The organism is Fictibacillus sp. 23RED33 (assembly GCF_015903925.1).
In the GTDB taxonomy this organism is placed as follows: Bacteria; Bacillota; Bacilli; order Bacillales; family Fictibacillaceae; genus Fictibacillus; species Fictibacillus phosphorivorans.
In genome coordinates, this window is sequence record NZ_JACZDX010000006.1 from 84,649 (window position 1) to 110,149 (window position 25,501).

General features: G+C 41.4%; 24 protein-coding genes. 10 read left to right on the forward strand and 14 right to left on the reverse strand.

All coding sequences use genetic code 11. The features are described 5' to 3' along the window. Window positions 1-43 precede the first annotated feature (43 nt). Both IHV09_RS17500 and IHV09_RS17505 read left to right on the forward strand, forming a co-directional pair. The gene (locus IHV09_RS17500; RefSeq protein ID WP_197132968.1) at window positions 44-742 is read left to right on the forward strand and encodes a queuosine precursor transporter; all 699 of its coding nucleotides are present in this window, start codon (window positions 44-46) and stop codon (window positions 740-742) included. 237 nt (window positions 743-979) lie between these two features. Continuing rightward, window positions 980-1,795 carry a glycerophosphodiester phosphodiesterase gene (locus IHV09_RS17505; RefSeq protein ID WP_197265075.1) on the forward strand — a complete coding sequence of 272 codons (816 nt, stop codon included), beginning with the start codon at window positions 980-982 and terminating at the stop codon, window positions 1,793-1,795. 52 nt (window positions 1,796-1,847) lie between these two features. Here the strand turns inward: IHV09_RS17505 and IHV09_RS22725 are convergent, their stop codons facing one another. From IHV09_RS22725 to IHV09_RS17520, 3 genes are all read right to left on the reverse strand, one after another. Continuing rightward, entirely contained in the window at window positions 1,848-2,432 is a 585-nt protein-coding gene (locus tag IHV09_RS22725) for a sugar O-acetyltransferase (RefSeq protein ID WP_197265076.1), read from the reverse strand. An 84-nt stretch (window positions 2,433-2,516) separates the two neighbouring features. Beyond that, window positions 2,517-3,017 carry a hypothetical protein gene (locus tag IHV09_RS17515; protein WP_197265077.1) on the reverse strand — a complete coding sequence of 167 codons (501 nt, stop codon included), beginning with the start codon at window positions 3,015-3,017 and terminating at the stop codon, window positions 2,517-2,519. Between the two features lie 93 nt (window positions 3,018-3,110). Then, a complete protein-coding gene (locus IHV09_RS17520) occupies window positions 3,111-3,605 on the reverse strand; it encodes a Crp/Fnr family transcriptional regulator (protein ID WP_197190244.1) in 495 nt (164 codons plus the stop codon). Window positions 3,606-3,682: 77 nt separating this feature from the next. Here IHV09_RS17520 and IHV09_RS17525 point away from each other — a divergent pair, with 77 nt between their 5' ends. Next, a complete protein-coding gene (locus IHV09_RS17525; protein WP_197265078.1) occupies window positions 3,683-4,624 on the forward strand; it encodes an AEC family transporter in 942 nt (313 codons plus the stop codon). Here IHV09_RS17525 and IHV09_RS17530 read toward each other — a convergent pair. Continuing rightward, complete coding sequence (locus IHV09_RS17530; protein WP_197265079.1) at window positions 4,601-5,566, reverse strand: YbgA family protein; 966 nt, start codon at window positions 5,564-5,566, stop codon at window positions 4,601-4,603. The genes IHV09_RS17525 and IHV09_RS17530 overlap by 24 nt on opposite strands. Window positions 5,567-5,662: 96 nt before the next feature. On the opposite strand from IHV09_RS17530, the gene IHV09_RS17535 reads away from it, so the two are divergent. Then, a complete protein-coding gene (locus IHV09_RS17535; RefSeq protein ID WP_197265080.1) occupies window positions 5,663-6,130 on the forward strand; it encodes an NUDIX hydrolase in 468 nt (155 codons plus the stop codon). On the opposite strand, the gene IHV09_RS17540 is transcribed toward IHV09_RS17535, so the two are convergent. Further along, window positions 6,131-7,003: a GNAT family N-acetyltransferase gene (locus IHV09_RS17540; RefSeq protein WP_197265081.1), complete on the reverse strand. Its 873-nt coding sequence runs from the start codon at window positions 7,001-7,003 to the stop codon at window positions 6,131-6,133. It abuts the gene before it with no gap. A 671-nt stretch (window positions 7,004-7,674) separates the two neighbouring features. On the opposite strand from IHV09_RS17540, the gene trhA reads away from it, so the two are divergent. Beyond that, window positions 7,675-8,313: a PAQR family membrane homeostasis protein TrhA gene (gene trhA / locus IHV09_RS17545; protein ID WP_197265082.1), complete on the forward strand. Its 639-nt coding sequence runs from the start codon at window positions 7,675-7,677 to the stop codon at window positions 8,311-8,313. A 44-nt stretch (window positions 8,314-8,357) separates the two neighbouring features. Here the strand turns inward: trhA and IHV09_RS17550 are convergent, their stop codons facing one another. Then, window positions 8,358-9,620 (reverse strand): MFS transporter, encoded by a 1,263-nt coding sequence (locus IHV09_RS17550; RefSeq protein ID WP_197265083.1) that lies wholly within the window; start codon window positions 9,618-9,620, stop codon window positions 8,358-8,360. 66 nt (window positions 9,621-9,686) lie between these two features. Next, a complete protein-coding gene (locus tag IHV09_RS17555) occupies window positions 9,687-10,289 on the reverse strand; it encodes a TetR/AcrR family transcriptional regulator (protein WP_197265084.1) in 603 nt (200 codons plus the stop codon). A gap of 125 nt (window positions 10,290-10,414) precedes the next feature. Between IHV09_RS17555 and IHV09_RS17560 the strand changes: the two genes are divergently transcribed. Beyond that, the gene (locus tag IHV09_RS17560) at window positions 10,415-10,858 is read left to right on the forward strand and encodes an 8-oxo-dGTP diphosphatase (protein WP_197265134.1); all 444 of its coding nucleotides are present in this window, start codon (window positions 10,415-10,417) and stop codon (window positions 10,856-10,858) included. 232 nt (window positions 10,859-11,090) lie between these two features. On the opposite strand, the gene IHV09_RS17565 is transcribed toward IHV09_RS17560, so the two are convergent. The 6 genes from IHV09_RS17565 to IHV09_RS17590 form a co-directional block, all read right to left on the reverse strand. Continuing rightward, the gene (locus IHV09_RS17565) at window positions 11,091-12,194 is read right to left on the reverse strand and encodes a M24 family metallopeptidase (protein WP_197265085.1); all 1,104 of its coding nucleotides are present in this window, start codon (window positions 12,192-12,194) and stop codon (window positions 11,091-11,093) included. 311 nt (window positions 12,195-12,505) lie between these two features. Beyond that, the gene (locus IHV09_RS17570; protein ID WP_197265086.1) at window positions 12,506-13,888 is read right to left on the reverse strand and encodes a glycine--tRNA ligase; all 1,383 of its coding nucleotides are present in this window, start codon (window positions 13,886-13,888) and stop codon (window positions 12,506-12,508) included. 338 nt (window positions 13,889-14,226) lie between these two features. Next, window positions 14,227-15,183: an aminoimidazole riboside kinase gene (locus IHV09_RS17575; protein WP_197132938.1), complete on the reverse strand. Its 957-nt coding sequence runs from the start codon at window positions 15,181-15,183 to the stop codon at window positions 14,227-14,229. A 58-nt stretch (window positions 15,184-15,241) separates the two neighbouring features. Next, window positions 15,242-15,739, reverse strand: coding sequence for a PTS sugar transporter subunit IIA (locus IHV09_RS17580; protein WP_197132936.1), 498 nt, complete (start codon window positions 15,737-15,739; stop codon window positions 15,242-15,244). Between the two features lie 417 nt (window positions 15,740-16,156). Further along, window positions 16,157-18,529: a M14 family zinc carboxypeptidase gene (locus IHV09_RS17585; protein WP_197265087.1), complete on the reverse strand. Its 2,373-nt coding sequence runs from the start codon at window positions 18,527-18,529 to the stop codon at window positions 16,157-16,159. Between the two features lie 368 nt (window positions 18,530-18,897). Then, the gene (locus IHV09_RS17590; RefSeq protein ID WP_197195392.1) at window positions 18,898-19,269 is read right to left on the reverse strand and encodes a VOC family protein; all 372 of its coding nucleotides are present in this window, start codon (window positions 19,267-19,269) and stop codon (window positions 18,898-18,900) included. 324 nt (window positions 19,270-19,593) lie between these two features. Between IHV09_RS17590 and IHV09_RS17595 the strand changes: the two genes are divergently transcribed. From IHV09_RS17595 to IHV09_RS17605, 3 genes are all read left to right on the forward strand, one after another. After that, the gene (locus tag IHV09_RS17595) at window positions 19,594-21,255 is read left to right on the forward strand and encodes a PTS transporter subunit IIBC (RefSeq protein WP_231618384.1); all 1,662 of its coding nucleotides are present in this window, start codon (window positions 19,594-19,596) and stop codon (window positions 21,253-21,255) included. A gap of 3 nt (window positions 21,256-21,258) precedes the next feature. Then, complete coding sequence (locus IHV09_RS17600) at window positions 21,259-22,050, forward strand: endonuclease/exonuclease/phosphatase family protein (RefSeq protein WP_197265089.1); 792 nt, start codon at window positions 21,259-21,261, stop codon at window positions 22,048-22,050. Window positions 22,051-22,340: 290 nt separating this feature from the next. Continuing rightward, window positions 22,341-24,005 (forward strand): glycoside hydrolase family 13 protein, encoded by a 1,665-nt coding sequence (locus tag IHV09_RS17605; RefSeq protein WP_197132922.1) that lies wholly within the window; start codon window positions 22,341-22,343, stop codon window positions 24,003-24,005. Window positions 24,006-24,046: 41 nt separating this feature from the next. Here IHV09_RS17605 and IHV09_RS17610 read toward each other — a convergent pair whose 3' ends face one another. Then, window positions 24,047-24,361, reverse strand: a complete 315-nt coding sequence (locus tag IHV09_RS17610; protein ID WP_197132919.1) for a hypothetical protein — start codon at window positions 24,359-24,361, stop codon at window positions 24,047-24,049. A gap of 122 nt (window positions 24,362-24,483) precedes the next feature. Here IHV09_RS17610 and IHV09_RS17615 point away from each other — a divergent pair, with 122 nt between their 5' ends. Next, on the forward strand, window positions 24,484-25,467 hold the full coding sequence (locus IHV09_RS17615) for a nuclease-related domain-containing protein (RefSeq protein WP_197265090.1): 984 nt from the start codon (window positions 24,484-24,486) through the stop codon (window positions 25,465-25,467). Window positions 25,468-25,501 lie beyond the last annotated feature (34 nt).

Genomic DNA, 25,501 nt, shown 5'->3' on the forward strand with positions numbered 1-25,501 from the left:
CGGTTCGAAAACTCCCGCGTTATCAAAACTAGGAGGATTTTTTATGTTTAATTTTTATTTTGGTGTAGCATTTGCACTGGTTAATTTTATATTATTTTTAACTTGCTATAAGTGGTTCGGTCGAACAGGACTGTATGCTTGGATCGCTGCCGCTACGATTCTTGCAAACCTTCAGGTTGTAAAAACGATCGAGATGTTCGGTCTTGTTATGACTCTCGGTAATGTAATCTATGGAACCATCTATTTAGCAACAGATCTAATCAACGAGAAGTACGGTGAAAAAGAAGCAAAGAAAGCGGTATGGTTCGGTTTCTTCACACTCATTATGACGACGATCATCATGCAGATGGTGCTCGTGTTCCAACCGCACGAAAGTGACATCTTCCAACCACATCTTGAAGCCATCTTTGGATTTATGCCTCGACTTGTGATCGGTAGTCTGGCTGCTTACTTAATCAGTCAGTATCTAGATGTTAAACTTTTTGCAAAGTTGAAGGAAAGATTTTCACGCCCTGATCAACTTTGGATTCGTAATAACGGAAGTACGATGGTTAGCCAGCTAATCGACACGCTTATCTTTTGTACGATTGCGTTTGCTGGTGTGTTCTCATGGGATGTTTGGATTCAGATTTTCTTTACGACTTATGTGATTAAGTTTGTTGTGTCAGCGGCTTCTACGCCATTTATCTATATTGCAAGAAGCTTCAACCATCCGGAAGACCTTCAGAAACCAGGCGTCTAAAATGCCTGGTTTTTTTCTTTCCCTTTACAATAACGACATCTCCTTCACCCCACCTTTACAGAACGGCCATTTGTTAAGATATCCCCTCATATAGACCTTATTTTCTTTAAAATACTAAGGAGGTTCTGACCATTCTTTCCCCATTTTCCTTTGTTAGCATAATGAATGTGATCTTGCTTGTTGCATGAGGCGGGCAGGTTCACGGACCATACATTACATGATAAGGGGATGAATAACATGAGCATGAAGAAGACAGTAGTTGCGTCATTACTTTCAATGGGGATTATTGGTTCGATCTACAGTACTTCAACACTCGCTTACGACCCGTCTGATCGCGTCCAAACTGTCGCACACCGCGGAGCATCAGGGTATGTGGCCGCGTTCCATAAGGGCGTAGATATGAAGTCCGATTATATTGAAATTGATGTACAAGAAACTAAAGACGGTGAACTCGTTGTTATTCATGACGTTACGTTAGATCGAACAACAAACGGAACGGGCTATGTAAAAGATCATACGCTAGAAGAGATTCGTCAACTTGATGCTGGAAGCTACTTTGGGGAAGAATTTATAGGAGAGAAAGTTCCTACTTTTGAAGAAGTACTCGATGAGTTCCGCGGAAAAACTGGCATTCTGATTGAATTAAAAGCAACCTATTACTATCCCGAGATTGAAGAAAAAGTAGCTGCAGCCATAAAGGAACGAAACATGCATCTACCAGCTCATGATAAGATTATCATTCAATCATTTGAGTTTGGTTCTATGCAACAAATGGACAAGCTGCTTCCTAGAGTGCCTGTTGGCGTACTTACTTCCAATGCAGCTGATTTAAGTGAAGCGAAGCTCGATGAGTTTGCTACATATGCTGAATTTGTAAACCCTAGCAGAACGCTTGTTAATTCTTCAATTGTAGATGAAGTACATGAGCGTCATATGGGAATTATGGCTTGGACGGTTCGAAACAAGCAAGAAGTACAACCATTATTAGATGCAGGTGTTGATGGCATCATTACCGATTATCCAGACTATACGCTTAAGCATAAATTAAAATAAAGGATTACAAAAAGGGTTGAGGCAACTAACTTGTTGCCTCAACATTTTTTGTTTAATTGACATTATGTTTAATCACCTTGCAAGGATTACCTACAGCTACACAGTTATCAGGAATAGATTTTGTGACAACACTTCCCGCTCCGATTACGGTATTTTCACCTATTGAAACACCCGGTAAGATAACAGCATTTCCACCGATCCAAACATTGTTTCCGATTGTCACAGGCTTTGTGTTCGTTCGATATGGCGCTTCGTTTTCTTCTGGATGCTTATTGATTCTTTCCGACACTTGAATAGGGTGCGAAGCCGTGTAGATTTGGACATTAGGTGCGATCAATACGTTTTCCCCAATCGTAATCTTGTTATTATCTAACAAAACACAGTTGAAATTAATGAAAGTATTGCGTCCTATCGATATATTTTTTCCAAATTCACATTGAATGGGTTTCTCAATCCAAACCCCTTCTCCTAAACTGCCTAATAATTTCTTTAAGGTCTGTACTTTGCTCTCGGTTTCCTCAACGCTTGTCGTATTAAAGGTTTCCACAAGCTTTTTGGCATCGAACGACATTTGTAAAAGTTCGGGATCTCGGGTGTTATAAAACTCTCCTGATAACATTCTGTCAAACTCTTTCATCTAATTCCCCCATGTCTATCCTTTCTTACTACCATCTAACAACAAAACAGCATAGAAGTCCAAAACTTCCATGCTGTTTGTGTTTTACTTATGCTTAGCCAAAACCTCATCCAACTTAGCGGATTTTTCACTTAGCTTATTATTAATTTTCTCATTAAGGCTCAACCACTGATTCATCTTCTCTAGCGCAAGCTTCTCATTATTTGCTCGTAAAGCTTCGTGCATCGCTTTTTTTGTTTCATGTGCTTTACTGTGCAGAGTCCTTAACTCTTGATGAATCTGTTTCATCTCCTGCCAGCCGGCTTTGTTCGCGCTTCGTTTTTCTTTTACTTTCTGCTCCCCTGCTTTTACATGCAGGTCGAAAAGCTGGTCTTTCTTTTTTACGATATCTTTTTGAATCTCTAACCGTTCAATCTTAAGCGCGTTTGCCTTATGGACCTGCTTCTCAAAATTTTTCATCTGCTTAAAGTGCTGACCTCTTTTATGAGCCTCCACTTGAACCTTTTCTTGATTTGCAGCCGAAACGGTAACTGCACCACTCGTTAGTACGGAAAACGCAAGTGCAAGAGGGATAAACTTTTTCATCACACAATCACTCCTTTAACTTTTATACAGGTATCATTTGTTAAAGAAGCGAAAATCTTACGTTCATATGTATGTAAAATCTTTGACATTTCATTAAATCTTCTTAAGTGCCCGGTTGACCGTCTCTCGTCTTAAGCCAACAAACTGTCCGATTTCTTCTTGAGTCAGCACTTTTTCAATCTGAATATCAGGAAAATAATTCGCAAACCAGTTTTGAAGCTTTCTGATCTTACCTTCTGGTGTCAAAGTAGACATCTGATTGATGCGCTGCTGCATCATCCTTAGTTTCGTTTCTAGCATTAGTGCCACTTCTTTGTACTTGTAAGGATCCTCTTCAAGTGATCGATACCATTGCTGGGGTTCGATCCGCGTGATCTCACTAGGTAATAGGGCGATCGCTGTTCCGTTATACTCATTTGGACTCGTTAATGAATGGTGCGGAATCACTTCGCCTGGAACAATCAAATTAAGCAAGACTTGGCTTCCATCCTCATGAACACGAACAATTTTTAATAAACCGTTATCTAACCGAAACAATGGCCCTTCTTCTCCTTGCCTGAAAAGAATCTCGCCTTTTGCCATCAGCATGAATCATCCTCCTAACTTCGTTTGTATCACTTTATCTACACATCCTCCATATGCTTGTAGTAAGGAGGCTGAAAGAAATGAAACTTGCTCCTTTTATGCAAGAATTAACCCTATTGTACAGCATTGCTCTACTCGGTTATATCCTTCGAAAGAAAGAGATCTTGCCATCTGGCTGTGAACGCACAATTTCAGCACTTTTATTGAATGTAACGTTACCTGCATTGATCATCTTCGGAATGGATGTTTCCTTTTCCATCGAAAATTTAAAACAGTTCGGTTGGCTGTCCGTAATGTCTATATTCGTATTACTTATTTCCTCCCTCTTTTCTTGGTGGACGATTAGGAGATTGAAGATCATAGACACACAGAAAAATGCCTTAGAAGGAATCATGATTTTTGGAAATCAAGGTTTTCTAGGCATTGCGGTCTGTTTTATATTATTCGGAAAAACAGGAGTGCTGTTTGCTACATTCTTTAACTTTGTTTATCTCTTGTGGATTTGGACATACGGCATCTATTTATTTGCTCGTCATTCCGAGACTCTGCCTTGGCGAAGCGTCTTTTTAAATCCGGGTGTGATTTCCACACTCGTAGGCTTAATCTTCATGCTCCTGCCAGGAACCCTTCCTAGTGCTTTATCCAACACTTTAGAAATGCTAGGAAAACCTACTGTTCCACTTTCGATGTTGTTGATCGGCGTTCTTTTGGGAGCTTTACCGTTACAGCATTTAATGAGCTTTTTTAAAAGTTCACACTTATGGCTAGCGAGTTTTTACAAGCTGCTGCTTTTTCCGTTTCTATTACTTCCTTTTGTTTTCTTTTCGTTGCCTCTTCCATTAATAGCAGTTGCCGTTCTAACTGCCGGGATGCCCTCCGCTCCAACCATCTCCATGTATGCAGAGCGTTATGGAGAGGATGCCTCTTTTGCGGCAGCAGGTGTTATGCTGAGTACGCTTCTTTCCTGTTTTACCATCCCATTATTGTACGCACTCGTGTTAATAATCTCGTCCCTTGCCTGAGTCTGAGATCTCAAGCAGAATTTCAGGGTATGGTGCAAAGAACGTCTGACCGAGAATCTCACTGTCTTCAAAGCGTATCGCATGCGACTTTAAAATCGTAGCTACGCTTGAAAACGGTTCTTTTTTGTTCGCATACTTCTGAAGAAGCTCTTCAAAAAACGCGATTTCTTTTGGAGATAGATGCGGCTGAAACCGTTTGAAGATCTCATTGGCCACTTTACGGTTAGAGTCACTCCTTGCCGTACGATTAAACAACTTGTTCATGGCTTTAGCATACAGTTGTATCGTTCGTTCTTCGCCATTTTCCTGCTCTTTTTTCAAGATACGGTTCATCACTTTTAGCGTTGGATTGCTATAGGCCATAAACAGAAACTGATTTTTCTGATGGAAGCCTTTAATCGCTTGGAGTCCCTGCGGCAGAATGTTTCGAAAGGCAGCGAGCGTAAAAAGCTTCGTATAAAAACGATCACGAATCGTAAAATTATTTAACCGTCCTTCTTCTTCAATCGCTAAGTGTGAATAAAGCTCCGCGACCCTTCCTCCAAATAACCCGCTCGAATGCCCGATGGCAGGTCCTTTTTCAGTAGAGGCATACACCTTCACTTCTTTTAAACCACAAGAAGGAGAACGCGTCTTCAGGATAAACCCGTCTGTATCAATGATTCCAGCCAGATAACCATCTGAAAACGTACGCATCTCCGTCGTTACATCACGCTGCGTTGATGGCTGAAGAAGAAAATGATCTTCACCCTTTTTCACAATACGAATCGTTTCTCGTGGCGTACCAAGTCCGATTTCTACTTCTGGACATACTGGAACAAAGTCTACATAATCCATCAGTTTTTTAATCACATCGTTATATATCACATCACCATTGTATCGGCATGCTTCAAATTCAAGACACTTACTTACCACCACACGGGGTCTAGCGAAGGCTTCCATTCCAAAACTCCCCTCGATCTTTTTATTCAGTGTTCCACTTTTAGATGAATTATTAACATGTTTTCTGTAAAATGTTGGTTAGGAAGGAGCGATTTGATGGCTTACTATGAAGATCTTCGGAAATATGTAGGAACCGCACCACTCATCCTACCTGGCTCTGTTGTTATTATTGTGAATGAAAAGGATGAAATATTATTACAAAATCGTACCGATGGCGGTTGGGGACTGCCCGGTGGTCTGATGGAACTTGGTGAAAGTTTTGAAGAAACGGCGATTCGTGAAGTAAAAGAAGAAACAGGACTTGATGTTGAAGGCTTGACCCAGCTTCATGTCTATTCTGGCCAAGATCATTATATTAAAAATGCAAACGGTGATGAACTGTATGCCGTAACCGCTGTATATACGGCTCATTCTGTAAGTGGCGAACTATCAATCGATCTCAATGAATCACATGATTTTCAATATTTTAAACATGATCAGCTTCCGAAAGACACGTTAGGCGGTGCACGAAAATACATAACAAACTATATACAAATGAAGAATCAGAACAAAGCTTACCGGTAATCAAGCCGGTCGCTCTGTTCTTTTTTCGTTAAATTTCAGTTCAATATAATCACATACTGGTTCATAACCGATATCTTGATAGATTTTATTAGAAGTAGGATTTGAGAGATCCGTATAAAGCGTGCAGAACGTAAATCCTTCACTCAACAGGTGATCGCTTAATGCAGCCACACAAGCGCTCGCATACCCTTTACCTCTAAGGTTCTTTGGCGTATAGACCAAATTGATGGAGACACCTTTTACATTCGGCCTTGTCTTAGCAGCCATTGAAACCGGCTTCCCATCCTCTTCCCATATAAAAAGAAACTTGCTCTCCACCCGCACTTTTGCATACTCTTCCGCTTCTGCCATCGTCATAATCTGTTTTGTCTCTTCTGTCATCTCTACGATCCAGCGAGGTAAGAAGGATAAGTCAGCTTTTGTGGCCATCCTCAAACGTCCAGGTCGGGCTGCAGGCTGGATAACAGAAGGAAGTGTGTAAAGACGCAGATCCATCAGCAATTTTTCTTCTAGATGATGAGCCGTCGTCCACTCTTGAGCAAACGCCTTTCCAATAGCTTTCGGCGACATGACTTTTTGCACATAATAGTCTTCTTGGAGCAAATAACGAACCAAATGCGGGACAGCCGCAACACCATCTGATTCCTCTTTTTCTAAAAGTAATAAAGCGTAAGGCGGAATCAGCATGGCTGATAGCATGATCTTTCCATTCTGTTTAACGGTAGCAAGGAAAGGCTGCTCCCCATCCCATACTTTGTCTTGAAAACGCAGGCAGTTGCCAAGCATGATTCCTGCCCGATCTTCCTGACACAGCAGGAATTCCTCAACTTCCTTATAAAAAGCTGTTATAGACGAATAACGCGTGACCTCCATAATCGTGACCCTCTCTTTATCTATTAAGTCTGTAATCCTATCTATTTCATCACTTTTGAGAAGGATTCCTTCTTTTTAGAGATTTATTCTTAGAGTAGTTTTCGTAATCATTGTGTATTCATTGTTGCTTTTGAAAGTAGTTGCTTTCCGTTGCAGATACTCGCTTTCCGCGGGGCAGTCGGTGAGCCACATTCGTACGTATCCGCATAAGTGTCTCACTTGCCTACCTGTCCCGCAGGAGTCTCGCATCTTTCACTCCAATCAACTGGCAGAGGAGACAAGCAACAATCTTTTTACAAAAGTCCACTTTCGCTTGAAGAATTTTTTTCTAATTCCTCCCTTCAATGCAAGTTGATTGTAGCGGAAGGTTGCCTGCCTGCCACATGAAAAGCTTACCTGCAAGGCATGCGACGAGGAAGCTCACTACAAAAGCATTAACATGTAGACGCAGGAGCAAGGATGCAACCTTGAAGCGGCCAGGTGAGACCCTTAACTTAAGGGCGCGTAGTGGCAAGGGGCTCACCGTTCGCCCCATGGAAAGCGAGCAACCTGGAGCGGAAATCAACTACCTTCATATCCCTAAATGAATTTACAATTTTTAATGTTCTTTAATTGGTTAAAGGAAGCCATTTTCTGATATACTGACCATAACGTAAAGGAAGGTGAACGAAATGAGTACACATGTATTTTCAAAACCCGAAGAGATAGCAAATGCCATCACACACGGACTCGGTGTCCTTCTTAGTGTAGCGGTTACTTCCATTCTGCTCGTGTTTGCCGTATGGAAAGGAACAGCGGTTCATATTGTTAGCTTCGCCGTATTCGGAGGAACGATGCTGACGCTCTATTCAGCTTCGACCCTCGTACACGCTTTTCCTAAAGGACGGGTTAAGGATTTATTTGAGATCATGGATCACGCTGCCATCTATCTCTTTATTGCAGGAACGTATACCCCAATCGTGCTGATTGTCGTAGGAGGAGCACTGGGCTGGACATTATTTGGAGTCGTTTGGGGACTCGCAATCTTTGGCGTCGTGTTCAAAGTCTTTTTTACGAAAAAATTCGTTGTGTTATCAACATTAGGTTATGTAGCGATGGGATGGCTGATCACCTTTGCCTTTCAAGATATTTCAGCAAACATGCCACCAGCAGGCATACAGCTCTTAGTTGCAGGCGGAATCATCTATACGCTAGGCAGTATCTTTTATGTATGGCGCAGCTTTCCGTTTCACCACGCGGTCTGGCACCTGTTTGTTCTAGCTGGCAGTGTGATGCATTTTCTCATGATGTTTTATGTGTTGCCTAACTAAGAATAATCTCTTTAAAAGAAGCAGGGAATTTTCTGCTTCTTTTTTTATGCTGTACTTTTAACACCTTTCGTTTCTTCTTGCACTTCGGATCGAAACAAAACATGATAGATCCATAAACTTGTAAGACCCATCAAACTAAACAGCAAGGTGATCGTATTGGCTGAAAGGAATCCGCTCAGCATAACGAATAGTGCGGCAATCATTCCAGACAGATGAAACGATAAGCCGTAGATCGCCATGTAAGAGCCGCGAGCATCATCCGGTATGATCGAAGCGACATAAGCTTGTTTAGCTGGAATATGAATCAGTTCACCGACAGACGCAATAAACATCGCTGTGATTAAAACAATAGGACTCGTGCTATAGCTGATCACAACAAAACCTAAAGCGTAAGCAAATCCCCCTCCGAGCATTAAGTGGCGGTCTTTAAAACGCTTTACCATAGTAGCTATAACTAAACTCAAGACAACAACTAAGATGGTGTTCTCTGCTTTTAGTAAACCGATCAACTGAAATCCATCTACTTCAAATAATGATGTGAAAGGCAGTAAGACAACCGGGTCCTTCATATCGCTTACAAGTTTTATACCGATATATGTGGTCAAGCTCTCTTCCAACGAGATAAGAAACAACCCTGCCACCGTAAAAAGAATGAATTTTTGGTTCAAAAAAATCTCTTTATAGTTTCCCTTCAAGCTTTTTGTTACGTTAGTATCCTGAGTCATAGCGCTCGGCAACCTTACATCTACAAGCCATAACCATGTCACCACCCACGTGAAAAAGGTAACCAACGCGATTCCTAAGAACAGTTCATAGGGATACGTTTTAAAAAGTATAGCCCCTGTTATTCCCCCTGCAGCAACCGCTAAATTCCCAAGCCAATAGGAAATCGTATAAATGGCTTTTCTGTTTTCCTTCGTACTTGAATCAATAATGATTGCACCATACGCAGGGCCAGCCATACCTGTAAAAAAAAGAATAACGATGAACAGGACGAAGTTCACATATGGAGAAAGAGGAAAGAACAGATTGAGAGCTCCAGCAATCAAGTAACCGAGGCCGATCATGCTCTCACTTAGTAAAATAATTCTCTTTCTACCGAATTGATCCGAACGCCTCCCACCAATCAACGCTCCTGTTATTCCAGATAGAATAACACCGATATACATCAAACCCGTTGAAAACGCCCCTACCTGATCAGAAAAAAAGATTGCTAGAAATGGGATTACGGCTGAAGAAGCAAATGTTGTAATAAATTGGAGCACAAGCCTTAGCTGAATGTTGCGATGAAAGGTAAAGAAATTCATGTTTATCTCTCCTTTTATGATTGATTAATCAATCATTATTAAGATAAAAAGTAACCGAAACACATTTTAGCGTTTCGGATATAACAGTTGAAATGCTGGAATCTTAAACTTTTCTCTAACCCGTGATACCGCATAGTCTGTAAACGTTAATCGAATTCCTAATAGAAAGCCGAGATATGCTGTTGCTGTTAAGTCTTCATCAGATTCTTCTAAGATTCCGCTTTTTTGACCATTTCGTATGATTTCTTGAAGTTTTAAAATAAACTCTAGACTAAATTCGTCCAGAACTTTAAACGGTTCAGGAAATTTCGTGTGCTGGCCGATTACTTGCACGACCAGCTGCAGATAGGTACGCATCTCGATAAATATAGTAATATGTTTGTCTATCATGCTCTTAATCTCAGTCAAAAGATCTTCAGCATCCGGATTAAAATCTAACATCGCTTCTCTGTATTGTTTTTCTAAAGGCTCAGTAACCGCATGATAAAAAAGCTGATCCTTATTTTCAAAGTATGTAAATACACTTCCAAAACTAACACCTGCAGCTTTTGCTACCTTCGCAATCGTCGTGCTTTCATACCCTTGCTCTGCAAACAACAGGATCGCCTGCTCTAGAATTTTTTCACGCTTTTGTTCCATCGCTATCATTTGTTTATGTGATAAAGGCAATTGAATAACCTCCTTTTTATGGATGATTGGTTAATCAATCATTATTATAAAGTATATGTTAAAATAAGTAAAATATTATTTTTGGAGGACTAAGAGTGACTATAATTGAACACCGACTATATACGATGTGCATGGTTCAAAACGGACATCATGTTTTATTAATTAAGCGGCCAGACAGCCGTGGCTTCCCAGGTTTTTTAGCTCCTGGAGGTAAAATAGATTTCCCTGAAAGCTTAGTAGACGGGGCTTGTAGAGAAGTTGAAGAAGAAACTGGATTACGTGTCTCAAATTTAGTGTTTAAAGGAATCGATGAATATGTAAATCCTCAAAAAAATGTGAGATATATGGTGTTCAACTATTGGACGGATACTTTTGCAGGTGAACTTTTGTTAGATCCACCAGAAGGCGAATTGGTTTGGGTCTCGCTAAATGAAGCATTAAATCTTCCCATGCAAGGTTGGTTTAAAGAAAGGTTTCCGTTGTTTTTTGAAGAAGGTACATTTGAGATTCAACGCGTTTGGGATGAACATAAAAAGAAGCAGATTGAACTTACCATTATAAAAACTTAGAGGTGATACGGATATCCGTTTGTCGATAATTGTCTAAGTTTGTAGACTCGTGGATAAATGTCTCAAATATGTGGATTGCAGAACAAAACTTGTGGATTGAACGTCCAATTTTGTGGATTCAAAGACAAAACTTTAGGATTGCACCTCTGAACACCTCCTCTGGCTGCTTCTTTATCCAATAATTAGTAAAGGATGGCTCCAACAAGGGCCATCCTTCATGATTTAACTACTTTTATTTAATAATCTGCAGCTCTTTTGGATATTTCGTCAATGTTTCATGCCCATTTGCCGTTACATAGACGTCATCCTCAATACGTACGCCGCCAACATCATCAATATAGATGCCTGGTTCGATCGTATACGTCATTCCTTCGCGAAGCACGCCATCATTGTTGTCACTCACAGATGGGAATTCATGAACATCGATTCCAAGTCCGTGTCCGATACGATGCGGGAAGTTGTCGCCGTATCCTGCTTCCGTGATGTGGTTGCGCGCGATTACATCAAGGTCACCAATACGCGTTCCAGGCTTAGAAGCTTCTAACGCCTTCAATTGTGCCTGCAGCACAGTATCATAGATTTCGCGGCGCTTTTCATCTAGATCACCAAACGCTACTGTACGCGTGATGTCAGAACAATAACCGTCTAGGACTACACCAAGATCGAATAAAACAAAATCGCCGTGCTGAAGCTTTCTTAATCCTGGCTTGCCGTGAGGCTGTCCCGCTTTTTCACCGAATAATACCATTGTAGAAAACGACATCGCGCTGATGCCTTTTTGCTTCAGTTCGTATTCGATCTTCGCGAGTACTTCCATCTCTGTTACACCCTCACGAAGTGCCGCAACTCCTACTTCAACTCCATAGTCTGCAAGTCTAGCCGCTTCACGCAACGTCTTTAACTCGCTCTCTTCTTTTATGAGACGAAGCTCGTTCATCAACTCTTCAGCTCCGACCAAGCTCGCACCATCAAACATACCAAGTAGCTTTTCGCCACGCGCGTATGGAAGTGTTTCTTTTTCAACTGCAATCGATGACGCTGCAGTCACCCCACGGTTAGCCAACGCATCCTGCACCTTCGTCCAAGGATCTTCAGAATCGCTGTATCCAACAATCTCATACGTCCAGCCTGCGTCTTTCGCTTGCGAACGCTCCATGCCTGGACAGATCATGAACGGCTCTCCTTCTGCAAGTACAGCCACACCTAACACACGTTCATGCGGATCCGAATACAATCCTGATAGATAAAACACGTTTGCAGTCGTGTGAATGAACGCGAAAGTATGCCCTTCTTGCTTTAGCCAGTTTTGTACCTTTTGAATACGTCCTTCGTTCATGTATATACCTCCAATAAAAGCCCGAGGGCTATAAATTAATCTCTCATACTCTATTGTAGAATAAACGCCACAGAAAAAACAGAAGCACACATCGCAAGTCGCAAATGTGTGCTAAATATAAAAATTTTGAAAGAGGTTGATTTCCGTTTCAGGTACTCGTTTTCCGGGGGGCGTGCGGTGAGCCACCCCGGCACTTTGTGCCCTTAGGTGTCTCACCTGTCCCGCTGATCCCCCAGGAGTCTCGCACCTTACACTCCAATCAACTTTTCATTGATGCCTTTTGAAGGATATCCCTAGCTTCTTTTAAAGAATTAAAACTGAACTTTTTCCTCAATAAAGCTCTTAAGATCTGCAATCTTCACACGCGTTTGCTCCATCGTGTCACGGTCACGTACGGTTACCATGCCGTCTTCTTTGGAATCAAAGTCATACGTGATACAGAAAGGCGTACCTACTTCATCTTGACGACGGTAACGTTTACCGATTGATCCTGTTTCGTCATAGTCCACATTGAAGTCTTTCGCAAGTGTGCTGAATACTTCTGTTGCTTCTTCAGATAGCTTCTTAGATAGCGGCAGGATCGCTGCTTTATAAGGAGCTAATGCAGGGTGCAAGTGCATAACGGTTCTTGAAGTACCATCTTCAAGCTGCTCATCTTCATACGCATCAATCAAGAACGCCAACGTTACTCGGTCAGCACCTAGAGAAGGCTCGATGCAATAAGGAACATAACGCTCGTTTGTTTCTTGGTCGATATAGTTGAAGTCTTCACCTGAGAATTCCATGTGACGCTTCAAATCGAAGTCTGTACGAGACGCAACACCCCAAAGCTCACCCCAACCGAACGGGAATTTATACTCAAAGTCAGTCGTCGCATTAGAGTAGTGAGAAAGCTCATCTTCGTTATGGTCGCGGAGACGAAGGTTTTCTGAAGTCATACCTAATGATTTCAACCATTTTTCAGCTGTATCTTTCCAATAGTTGAACCACTCGATCTCGCTTCCAGGCTTACAGAAGAACTCAAGCTCCATCTGTTCGAACTCACGTGTACGGAACGTGAAGTTACCTGGTGTAATCTCGTTACGGAAACTCTTACCGACCTGTGCGATACCGAACGGCAATTTTTTACGCATCGTGCGTTGAACATTTTTAAAGTTAACGAAGATTCCTTGCGCTGTTTCCGGACGCATGTAAATTTCGTTTGAACTTGATTCTGTTACACCTTGGTGTGTTTTGAACATCAAGTTGAACTGGCGGATGCTTGTGAAGTCATGGCTTCCACACTCAGGACAAGCGATATTGTACTCTTTTACTAACTCTTCCATCTTTTCGAACGGAAGTCCGTCAACGATAATTTCTTTTCCAGCTTGCTCAGCAGCATCTTCGATTAGTTTATCTGCACGGTGGCGCGCTTTACAGTTCTTACAGTCCATCATCGGGTCGTTAAAGTTACCGATGTGACCAGATGCTTCCCACGTACGAGGGTTCATGAGGATGGCTGCATCAAGACCTACGTTGTAAGGTGATTCTTGAACGAATTTTTTCCACCATGCTTTTTTCACGTTGTTTTTAAGCTCAACACCTAGCGGGCCATAATCCCACGTGTTCGCAAGACCTCCGTAGATTTCAGATCCTGGAAATACAAAACCGCGGTGTTTCGCATGATTTGTGATGGTTTCCATGTTTTTTGTCATTTTTATTCCTCCCATTTAGGTTTTGCCTTATGGGTCGGCCGTTTTTTAAAAAATAAAAAACTCCCGTCCCAAGGCGCTATGCCCAGGGACGAGAGTTGTATCTCCCGCGGTTCCACCCTAGTTGATCCGTATGTAAAAACGAATCCTCTTTTCAAAAAGCAACTCCGGATTGCCGTTTCACTAATGTCTCTTACCGGGCTCTCACCATCCCCAGCTCGCTAAAAAGAGTGTACATTTAGCTACTATTCATCCTTCACAGCTGCATATCATCTTTTATAATAAAATAATATTACCAAAAAACAAAAACATTAGTCAAAATATTTTCCTATTATATGCAGTTATTGTTTATTTTGTGCAAGTTCATTCTCAATTTGCTCTAAAGTAGGCAGTGCGGTCATCGCTCCTTTAACAGAAACAGCAAGTGCTCCAGATACGCTTCCGAATAGTGCCATGTCACTTGCTTCATCGAGTGTTAGGTCTTGGAGTGAGCCATCGTATTCATTTAGTTGATGAAGAACACCCGCAACATAAGCGTCACCTGCTCCGGTTGTATCTACCGAAGATACACGTTTTGCCGGAATGTACTCGCCGCCCTCTTTCGTCACCACGTAACTTCCATCATCGCCAAGTGTGATGAAGAGTAAGGGAATATCATATTCTTGCAACACTTTAATGCCTTCTTCGACCTTTTTTAAGCCTGTGATGAATTCGAGCTCTTCTTCTGAGATCTTGACGATGTCTGCGTGCTGCAGCATGGAAAGAATCGTCTCACGAGCTTGTGCAGGCGTCTTCCAGAGCGATAACCGCAAGTTTGGATCGTACGACACCCACATGCCGTTCTCTTTTGCGAGTCTTACCGCTTTTTCAGTAGCACTCTTAGAAGGCTCGCCAATCAACGAGATCGAACCAAAATGAAGAATTTTATGTTCTTTAAAGAGACTAGGCTGTACATCTTTTTCTTCTAAGAATCGGTCTGCGCTCGGATTAATATAAAAGTCGAACGATCTTTCACCGTTTGGATCGAGCGTCACAAAAACGGCTCCTGTTCGCACTTCTTCCGTCTTGTACACATGAAACGCGTTCACGCCATAACTCTTTAATGTATCAATCATGAACGATCCTAGCACATCATCTCCCACTTTTCCTAAAAAAGTAGATGCTGATCCTAATCGCGCAACCCCAACAGCTACATTGGCAGGTGCTCCACCAGGACTTTTTTGGTAAGTCGTGTTCGTTTCATCCGTTGGAATAAAATCAACAAGTGCTTCTCCTAAAGAAATTACGCCTTTTTTCATCGTAGCCTCCCCCTTTTTATTGGAAAAAAATCAGGCATGGTTAGCCTGATTTCCTGATTTATTTCATTTTAACCTGCAATAATGAAGTTTCGCCTTTTGTTGCTTCAGATGCTGCACGCTTATCTAAAGATTCAACCGCATCACCATTTGTGATCACGATCGGCGTTACCGTGCTAGCCGCTTTTTCCTTAATCAAATCCAGGTCAAAGCTTAAAAGCTTGTCTCCCGCTTTTACTTTATCTCCTACGTTCACATGTCCTTCGAAACCTTCACCGTTCATGCTAACTGTCTCAAGACCAACATGGATAAGGATTTCTGCTCCAGCTTCTGATTGGATGCCGATCGCATGCTTCGTGTGGAAGAACTGAACGATTTCTCCATCTACTGGAGAGACAACAACACCTTCTGTTGGTTCTATCGCAATCCCATCGCCCATCATCTTCTGAGCGAACGTCGGATCTGGCACTTCTTCAATGTTTACGATTTTTCCTGTTAATGGAGCGATTAGTGTTTCTTCTTTTTTAACTTCTTTTTTTCCAAATAGTTTATTGAACATTATTTTTCACTCACCTTTCAGTTTGCTTTACTTTTATAATTTACACCTGTCTGAATGCTTTAAAACATTTCAGCTTTATTTGGGCATTTTTCGTGTTGTACTTGAAGGTGGTTGATTTCCGTTCCAGGTTGCTCGCTTTCCGCGGGGCAGGCGGTGAGCCACATTTGTACGTTTCACTCTTAAGTGTCTCACCTGCCTACCTGTCCCGCAGGAGTCTCGCACCTTGCACTCCAATCAACTTATCAATGAGGTATAAAAATAACCCAAAAACAATCTTTTAGATACTTATTAACTGATACAAAGAAAGACCAAAGAGCAAGAAACAAGTTCAATGCTCTTCAGGTCCTATTAAACAGGGTAAACTTTCCCTATAAAAGTAATGCAGTGCTTATCTGGTTGTCAACGAGAAAGGCTCTATTACTGATAAAGCGTGTTGGACAATAAGCGGAACAGATAATCAGTATGATCACGGAATCCTGCTTCGAGTCCGATCAACGTTATATCTTTTTGCGCCTCTTCTACAATGACGGACTGCCCAGCCGCAAGTTGATTGTTCTTCCAGTGGCCTGCTACAAAGAAGTCGCCGTCTCCTAACGTTGCGACCGATTTTGAGTTTCCTAACTCTGTAAACCACACTGGTCGATAGACAAATCCGAGATCATCCTTTTTATAGCCAGCTGTTACTTCATCTTTTTCATAGTCTACTTTTACGATTCCATTGCTGTTCGAGCCGCCCGTGTTTACTTTTATCGTTGTTAATCCGAGCTGACTTGAAGCTTTAGCACCACCAGCGCCAACGGAGATATATTTCCCGCCATTATCGATAAATGTTTGTACGTTGGTTTTGAAACTGTCATACGCCTGCTTGCTGCCGATCACGAACGGCTTATTCGCTTCTCTCACATTCTCGTATTGCAGCAATGCGTCAGTGCCGGCATATAGGAACGCATCGTATTGAGATAGCCCCTTCTCTGCAACTTCTTTTGGCGTCACTTCTTTTACCGAGAAACCGAGTCGTTCTAATGCGAGCTTTGTACCCGCATGACTTTGTGCTTTATTCATGCCGCCATCTTTTAAAACAGCTACTTTTAGTGTTGAAAGCTTTTCTTTTTGAGCTGGCAGTTTTGCAGTTTGTAGCTTAATTCCTGATTCTTTCACGAGCTTCTTATTTCTTGATGAAAGGTTTTCGATATAAAAATTACCTGCATCGTCTTTATATACACGCTCACCTTTTTTCATAAGGTCGTTCACTAGTTTCACCGCTTGGACCGAACTGTTGGAAATTACGTATGGCCCTTTCCCTTGAATAGACCCATCATATTCGGCCTCTCTAACAGGCTTTGTTTTCGCATTCACTTTTTCATCTACTTCAATCGCTTCAAAGCCCCACAATTCTGGTAGACTCCAGGCTGATATGTCATACATCGCTGGCGTATCGTTCGTAATATCCTCGCCATCCCATAACATCGTGTTTGCAAGACCTGCTTTGGCTTGGCTCATATCAACGATGTACGTGCCCGCTGGATAAGCTTGTCCGTTAGCCGAAAAAGGCTTGACTGCTTTTTCTACAGAAATATCATTTTCAAGAAGATGGTTCACCGCTTTTTCTGTAACCGTCGGATCCTTTTCATTTACAGGTAGAACATAGGCATTCGGGAAAAATCCTTCTTCATGGTAAGGGTGATCAAAATTGATGCCACGTTCAAAGATCTCAATTTGATCTGTAAGCATTCCTTGTTTATTTTGAACAGCAAACTTCAATGCTCCCATCACAGCATCGTTGGCCCATCTCACACCATCCCAATTGTTTGTCGGTGCTTCCAACGTGTAACCGTATGCCCCATGATACATCGCATACATTGGTGTGAAGATTGGCGGATAATCGTCCCAACCAAAACTATCGTCACGCTGCGGAATGTATGTACCCGTCATATTTTTATAGAGATCTGTTTCATAGTTTGCTTTATTTCCAACGATCTCTGCTTCCATCGCTTTCGCTTGATCTAAAGCCCATTTAGAAAACAGATCATATTCATAGTTCGGATTATGAGGCGGCGTACATGGTTCAATTAACCCTGGTTTTCCGTCGTCACTGTTCACATAGCCGTGAAGATCTAAGAAGACCATCGGATTCCACTCTGTGATCAGATCAACGGTTTGTTTCGTTTCCTCTTGCGAAAGAGTGATAAAGTCACGGTTCAGATCTATACCGTTTCCATTAAAGCGAGTTCCGTCAACACGACCATCAGGGTTCGCAACCACATTAAATATGAGTATGTTGCTGTCTAGAATCTCTTTTGTTTCTTCATCATTATCTTTTGCAAAACGATCGATCAGCTGAAGGACAGCATCAGAGCCTATGTATTCAGTACCATGGATAGATCCATTGATCATCACTGGTACTTTAAAATCAGGATTTTCGGCGATCCAATCTTGAGCTTTTTGAGGGTTTTTGAACATTTCCTTTCGCAGTTTCTTATAATGTCCATACTTTCCTTTATCACCTGTATTGGAGATTGTGACCACATACATCGGATATCCTTTAGATGAAACCCCTGTTTGTTCAAGGGTTACTCGTTTACTTTCTCTATCAATCTTCTTTAAGACCGAACCAATCTTTGAATACTTAACAAAGTCATAATGCTCAGAGTTAAACGGACTTCCATCAGCCTCTTCAAAACTATTAACATTTGTCCACTTTTTTTGAGGTGATTCTGCTGTTACAGCAAATGGCATCGATGTCAGCAAACTTAAACTCATGACACCAGCTACCCAATGTTTTTTTAACATGTTGTTTCTCCCCTTCCTCAATCCCAAAAACAAAATAATTATACTGACTAATGAATTTTTATTCAATAACTTTTATTGAATTATTTCACCAGACTTAATATTCAATAGACCATAGTTGATACCTCTATAAAAAATACACAGAATGATAAATGAGTAAATATTCATAGTTCTTTATTCTTATAAAGAGGCATTCATGAAATGTTAACGATGAAAAAATGTTAAATTCGGATGACAGGAAGAGGTAACGGGCAAATAACTTTTTCCCCAACTTCTTAAATGAGGTATAAAAAAAAAGCCATTCTAACATGGAATGACTGTGATCAAGCCCCTTTAATACATTGCAATACTGGCGTTTATTTATTGTAATCCTACCAGTGTACTTGAAACTTATTGCCATTTGGATCATAAAAGTGAAAAAATGCATGACCATTATCTTCTTTGATATCCTCGACCTTAACTTGATTATCAATTAAGTGTTGATGAAATTTTGATAATTCGGGACTCGTAAAGCCAATGCTAAATTCTTGTTCATTATTAATAGTAAAATGAGCAAATGTTTCATCTTCGGTAGGAACTAAGATAAGTAAGAAAGGTCCTTCATTTACTTTTATAATTGCCAGTTCCTCTGTACTATTTAATAACTGGAGCCCTAATACATCTCTATACCATTGTGCTGATCGTTCTAAATCTTTTACAGGAATTCTTATATAATGTACTTGTTCAATAAACGAATTACTCATATCCTTCTCTCCTTGCTTCGTTTTTTTATATATCTCATTCTTCCAATTTTCGAATTAACCTGCCACTTTGCTTAATTTTATAAAGAATAAATTACTCTGTGCTATCTTACGAAAAAGCCTTACAAACCACCTGGAAAACTTTTTTACTTACTTTTTAAGAAATATTACTTGTAAATGAAACCGTTTTATTTTACAATCACTAATGCAAACGATTGCACCAACATGCATATACAAATATGTAAGCGATTCAACTTTTTTTCGCAATCTATTGAATGCGATTTCAAAAAGACAACGAAAGATATATACTTTAAGGAGGAAATCGTTTTGAAACAACGTGGAAAACTCATTTCATTTGATTTCTGGCAAAAGCTAGGTAAAGCGCTTCTTGTAGTAGTAGCGGTTATGCCGGCTGCCGGTTTGATGATATCACTAGGTAAAGTTATTGCTATGTTCGGTGGCGACATGACATTAGTGCAAACGATTGCTCGTGTTATGGAAGACATCGGGTGGGCGATTATTACAAATCTGCATATCTTATTTGCGGTAGCTATCGGGGGATCTTGGGCGAAGGAACGTGCTGGCGGTGCATTCGCAGCCGTAATTGCGTTCATCTTGATCAACCGTATTACAGGAGCAATCTTCGGCGTGAACAGCGCGATGATGCTTGAAGAAGGTGCGAAAGTAAAATCACTTTTTGGCAGCGAGCTCGTTGTTGGTGATTATTTCACTTCAATCCTTGGCGCTCCAGCACTAAACATGGGAGTATTCGTCGGAATCATTTCCGGTTTCCTAGGTGCTGTTCTGTTTAACAAGTACTACAACTACAACAAGCTTCCAAATGCATTAGCATTCTTTAACGGAAAGCGCTTTGTACCATTCGCTGTTATTTTATGGTCTGTGGTTACAGCATTATTACTAGCATTAATTTGGCCGTTTATTCAATCACTACTGAATGACTTTGGAAAATGGATCGCAACATCTCGCAACACGGCTCCAGTTATCGCGCCATTCGTGTTCGGTACGCTAGAGCGACTATTGTTACCATTTGGTCTTCACCACATGTTAACGGTGCCGATCAACTATACGGAGCTCGGCGGAACGTATCAAATCATGACTGGTTCAGGAGCAGGATCTTCTGTAGCTGGACAAGATCCACTATGGTTGGCTTGGATCAACGATCTTAACAACTTCTTAGCTGCTGGAGATACAAAAGCGTATCAAGCACTTTTAAATGATGTAGTACCAGCTCGTTTTAAAATGGGACAAGTTGTTCTTTCAACGGCATCTCTTGTAGCGATCGCTCTTGCGATGTACATGAACGTTGATAAAGACAAACGTAAAAAGTACAAGTCTATGTTCTTATCTGCAGCACTCGCTGTATTCTTAACAGGTGTAACGGAGCCGATCGAATTCATGTTCATGTTTGCTGCCCCACTTCTTTATGTTGTGTACGCGATCACGACTGGACTTGCGTTCGCGGTAGCGGATCTTATCCACGTACGTGTTCACGCATTCGGTTTTATCGAATTGTTAACTCGTACACCATTGCTTGTAAAAGCAGGATTAACACGTGATTTAATCAACTTTGCTCTAACGTGTATCGTATTCTTTGGATTAAACTTCTCGATCTTCTATGTATTGATCAAAAAGTTCAACCTGCCTACTCCAGGTCGTGCAGGTAACTATATCGAAACAACAGAAAGTGATGCTGCACCTGCTAATAACGAAGCAGCAACAGGCTCAGACAACTCTCAAGCTTCAGCGATCATCACGCTTTTAGGTGGAGCTGACAACATTGAAGACGTTGACGCTTGTATGACTCGCCTTCGTGTAACGGTTAAAGACACAACGGGTGTTGGTACGGAAAAAGAATGGAAAGAAAACGGCGCACTTGGTCTAATCATTAAAGATAAAGGTGTTCAAGCGATTTACGGACCAAAAGCTGACGTATTAAAATCTGATATTCAAGATCGTTTGGGGATGTAATTCATGAAGCTATTAACGTTAAACGTTCATGCTTGGCAAGAAGAGAACCAGATGGAAAAATTAGAGATGCTTGCTCGCGATATCGCGAGTGAGCGTTATGATGTTATCGCGCTTCAAGAGGTTATGCAGTCGATCGACGCTCCTCTTGTAAAAGACAACATCAAAAAAGATAATTATGCCCTTGTTCTTTTAGAGCTAGTGAGAAAACTTGGCGTTGAAGATTATGACTTTGTATGGGATATGGCGCACTATGGCTATGTAACGTACGAAGAAGGTTTGGCGATCATAAGCCGCCATCCAATTGCGTCGCATGAAAGCTTTTTTGTTTCAGATCTACAAGATATGCATAACTGGAAAACACGTAAAATCGTAAAAGCAACGATCTCTTATGAAGGACAAGACATTCAATTCTTCTCCGGGCACTTCGGCTGGTGGGAAGATGACATCGAACCGTTCAAAGGTCAGTTCGATCGTTTGATGCAGTACATTCCTGAAGAAGGTCTTTCTTTTATCATGGGTGACTTAAACAACGATGCGAACGTTTGTGGCGAAGGTTTTGATTATGTAAAAGAAAAAGGCCTTTACGACACGTACGAACTTGCTTCAGAAAAAGATGACGGCCTCACGATCATCGGATCTATTGCCGGTTGGGACGATAACGAAGCTGGACGCAGGATCGATTATATCTTAAGCAGCAAGCCTGTTGACGTGCTTCAATCATCTGTGCGTTTTAACGGCAAAGAAACACCGGTGGTCTCCGATCATGCAGGTGTTGCTGTTACGATAAAGATTTAAAGAATTCGCTTTTTATGGTTTTGTTTCTTAATCAGCTTCTTAGATAAGTTGATTGCAGTGGAAGGTGCGAGACTCCTGCGGGACAGGCGGGCAGGTGAGACACTTATAAGTGAAACGTCCTAATGTGGCTCACCGCCTGCCCCGCGTAAAGCGAAGCACCTGAAACGGAGATCAACTCCCTCAACAGCAACGAGGAGTACGGAAAATATTTAAATCTAAACAAACCATGGGGAGCCGTTTATGCGGTATCCCCTGGCGTGTTGTTAAAGAGAAAACATGGAGGTAACATTATGGAAAAAGTTTGGTGGAAAGAAGCCGTTGGCTATCAAATTTACCCTCGCAGCTTCCAAGATTCTAATGGAGACGGAATCGGCGATCTAAAAGGGATCATTCAACGCTTAGATTATATTAAAGACCTTGGCATCGACGTGATCTGGATCTGCCCGATGTATAAGTCACCAAATGATGATAACGGATATGACATTTCCGATTATCAAGATATCATGGACGACTTTGGAACGATGGAAGACTTCGATCTCCTTATGGAGGAAGTTCATAAGCGTGATATGAAGCTAATCATCGACCTTGTTCTTAACCATACGAGTGACGAGCACCAATGGTTCATCGAGTCTCGTTCATCAAAAGACAATCCGAAGCGTGATTGGTACATTTGGAGAGACGGTAAAGATGGGAAAGAGCCAAACAACTGGGAAAGTATTTTCTCCGGATCAGCTTGGCAATATGATGAAAAAACAGATCAATACTACCTCCATGTTTTCTCAACCAAACAACCAGATGTGAACTGGGAAAACCCTGAAGTTCGTGAAGCTCTTTATGACACGGTCAACTGGTGGTTGGATAAAGGAATCGATGGTTTCCGTATCGATGCGATCAGTCACATTAAAAAGCGTGACGGCTTCCCTGACATGCCGAACCCTAAGAACGAAAAATATGTGTCTTCCTTTGACATGCATATGAACCAAAAAGGAATTCACACGTTTTTACAAGAATTCAAAGACCGCACATATGCGAACTATGATGTAATGACGGTTGGTGAAGCGAACGGCGTTAAGATTGACGAAGCGGACCTTTGGGTAGGAAAAGAAAACGGAAAGATGGACATGATCTTCCAATTCGAACACCTTGGCCTTTGGGATGCAGAAACAAATCCAGAAGTGGATATCGTTGAACTAAAAAAAGTATTAACACGCTGGCAGAAGGGCCTTGAAAAAGAAGGCTGGAACGCATTGTTCATCGAAAATCATGACAAACCTCGTGTTGTTTCCACTTGGGGCAATGATGACGAGTTTTGGTATGAAAGTGCAACGAGCTTTGGTGCAATGTACTTCTTGATGCAAGGAACACCGTTCATCTACCAAGGTCAAGAGATCGGTATGACGAACGTACAGTTTGACTCGATCGAAGACTATGACGATGTAGCTGACAAAAACCGTTACCGCATCAAGCGCGAAGAAGGCGTCGCGCATGAAGACATCATGTCTGTGATCTGGGCATCTTCTCGTGACAACAGCCGTACTCCAATGCAATGGAGCAGCGATGTGAACGCTGGATTCACAACTGGAACACCTTGGATGAAAGTAAATCCAAATTTTGCAGAGATCAACGTCGAGAAACAAGAACAAGACGAGCATTCGATCTTAAGTTTTTATAAGAAAATGATCGCATTAAAGAAAAAGAACGAAGTCTTCACGTACGGTGTGTATGATCTGATTCTTGAAGAAGATGAACAGATCTATGCGTACACACGCACACTTGGAGAGGAAAAGATCGTTGTGATCACGAACCTTTCTAAGACTGAAGCGAAGTTCGAAACGGCTTTGAAATTGAACGCTAATGATCTATTGTTAGCGAACAAAGAAGTTGTACATCATGAGGATGTATCAAGCGTAACATTACAACCTTATGAAGCGCGCGTATATCGCGTGAAAGCTTAACAAACAAAAGCGTGCTATCCGATTAGGGAGAGCACGCTTTTTTAATGTGATAACCTTTTTTCAAACCGAATAAAGGAATACAGTCGCAGAAGTACAATCAATGTACCCACGATTGTTAAAACAGGCGATAAATTCGTGAATAACGGTAACCACGCTAAAACAAACGCAACAAGCGCTGTTAAATTTCCTGAAAATCCATTGATCGGCTGAGTTCCTACAAGACCCGCCCCTCGTAAGGAATTTTCATAACACGATCTATGATACGGTCGCAACTTAAAAAAGGCCCATACCGTACGCAGCTCTTCCCTCTCTTTAATCGGCATCAAACAGCTATCACAGTTTAGTTCTTTTTTCATCATTTCTTCTCCTTCAGCAGCAAATCACTCACCCTCTATTCTACCAATCCTTCGATCAATCCTATAGCGTTTTAAAGGACTTTTTGTGTGATAAGAAGAATTTTAAATTGAGGAGTGATGCTATGATAAAAAAGATAAGGTTGAAGCCCATCTATATGAACAAGCTTCAGCTCTTGATGAACCGTTTAGAGGATGATCTTGTCAAACAGAATCTTGAATTAGAAATCGGCAAGATGACGGCCGGTTTTCGCGGTGAAGACTCTATCAACTATTTTTTGAACATGCTTCCGAACCAGAAAGAATGCCACGTTCTGCACGACCTTCGAATTCCCCATGAATCTACTTTTTTCCAAATCGACACGCTCATTCTTAATCCTACGTACATGCTTATTATTGAAGTGAAGAACATCTCCGGAAACCTTTTCTTCGATCATACCTTCAATCAACTAATACGCACAAAAAACGGTATAGAAGAACCCTTTCAAGATCCTATCGCACAAGTTGAACGCCAAAAATACCAGCTTGAGCATTGGCTGAGTAAGAACAAATTCCCTTCCGTTCCGATCGAGGCTCTCGTCGTTATGACTCATTCTCAATCTGTCTTGAAAACGAACGATGAGTCTAGCCGCATATCGAAAAAAGTGATTCATAGCGTCCAACTGCTAGACCGAATCCGTCAACTTCAACGAAAGTATAAACAGCATGTGATTGTTGCTGGAGATGTAATGAACAAGATTACTCGCCGGTTAATCAAGGAACACACCCCACGGGATGTCGATGTAATGGAGCGGTATAGAATTAGTAAGGAAATGATTATTAAAGGGGTGCAGTGTGAGGGGTGTTTGGGTTTTGGGATGAAAAAAGGCTATCGAACCTGGAATTGTCCGCATTGTTCACATACTAGCAGGAATCCTCACATAAAAGCGCTCAAAGATTACTCCCTCTTCATCCAAACTACGATAACCAACCAGCAAGCACGTGATTTTCTGAAGCTTTCTTCTATTTCGGTAGCATCCAAGCTCTTAGTATCTATGAAATTGCCTTATACAGGTGTAACAAGAGGGAGAACGTATGATTTAAGCTCTCTAAATGACCTTCAGAAATAGAAATCTGTCCGATTGAGTAATGAATCTGTCCAAT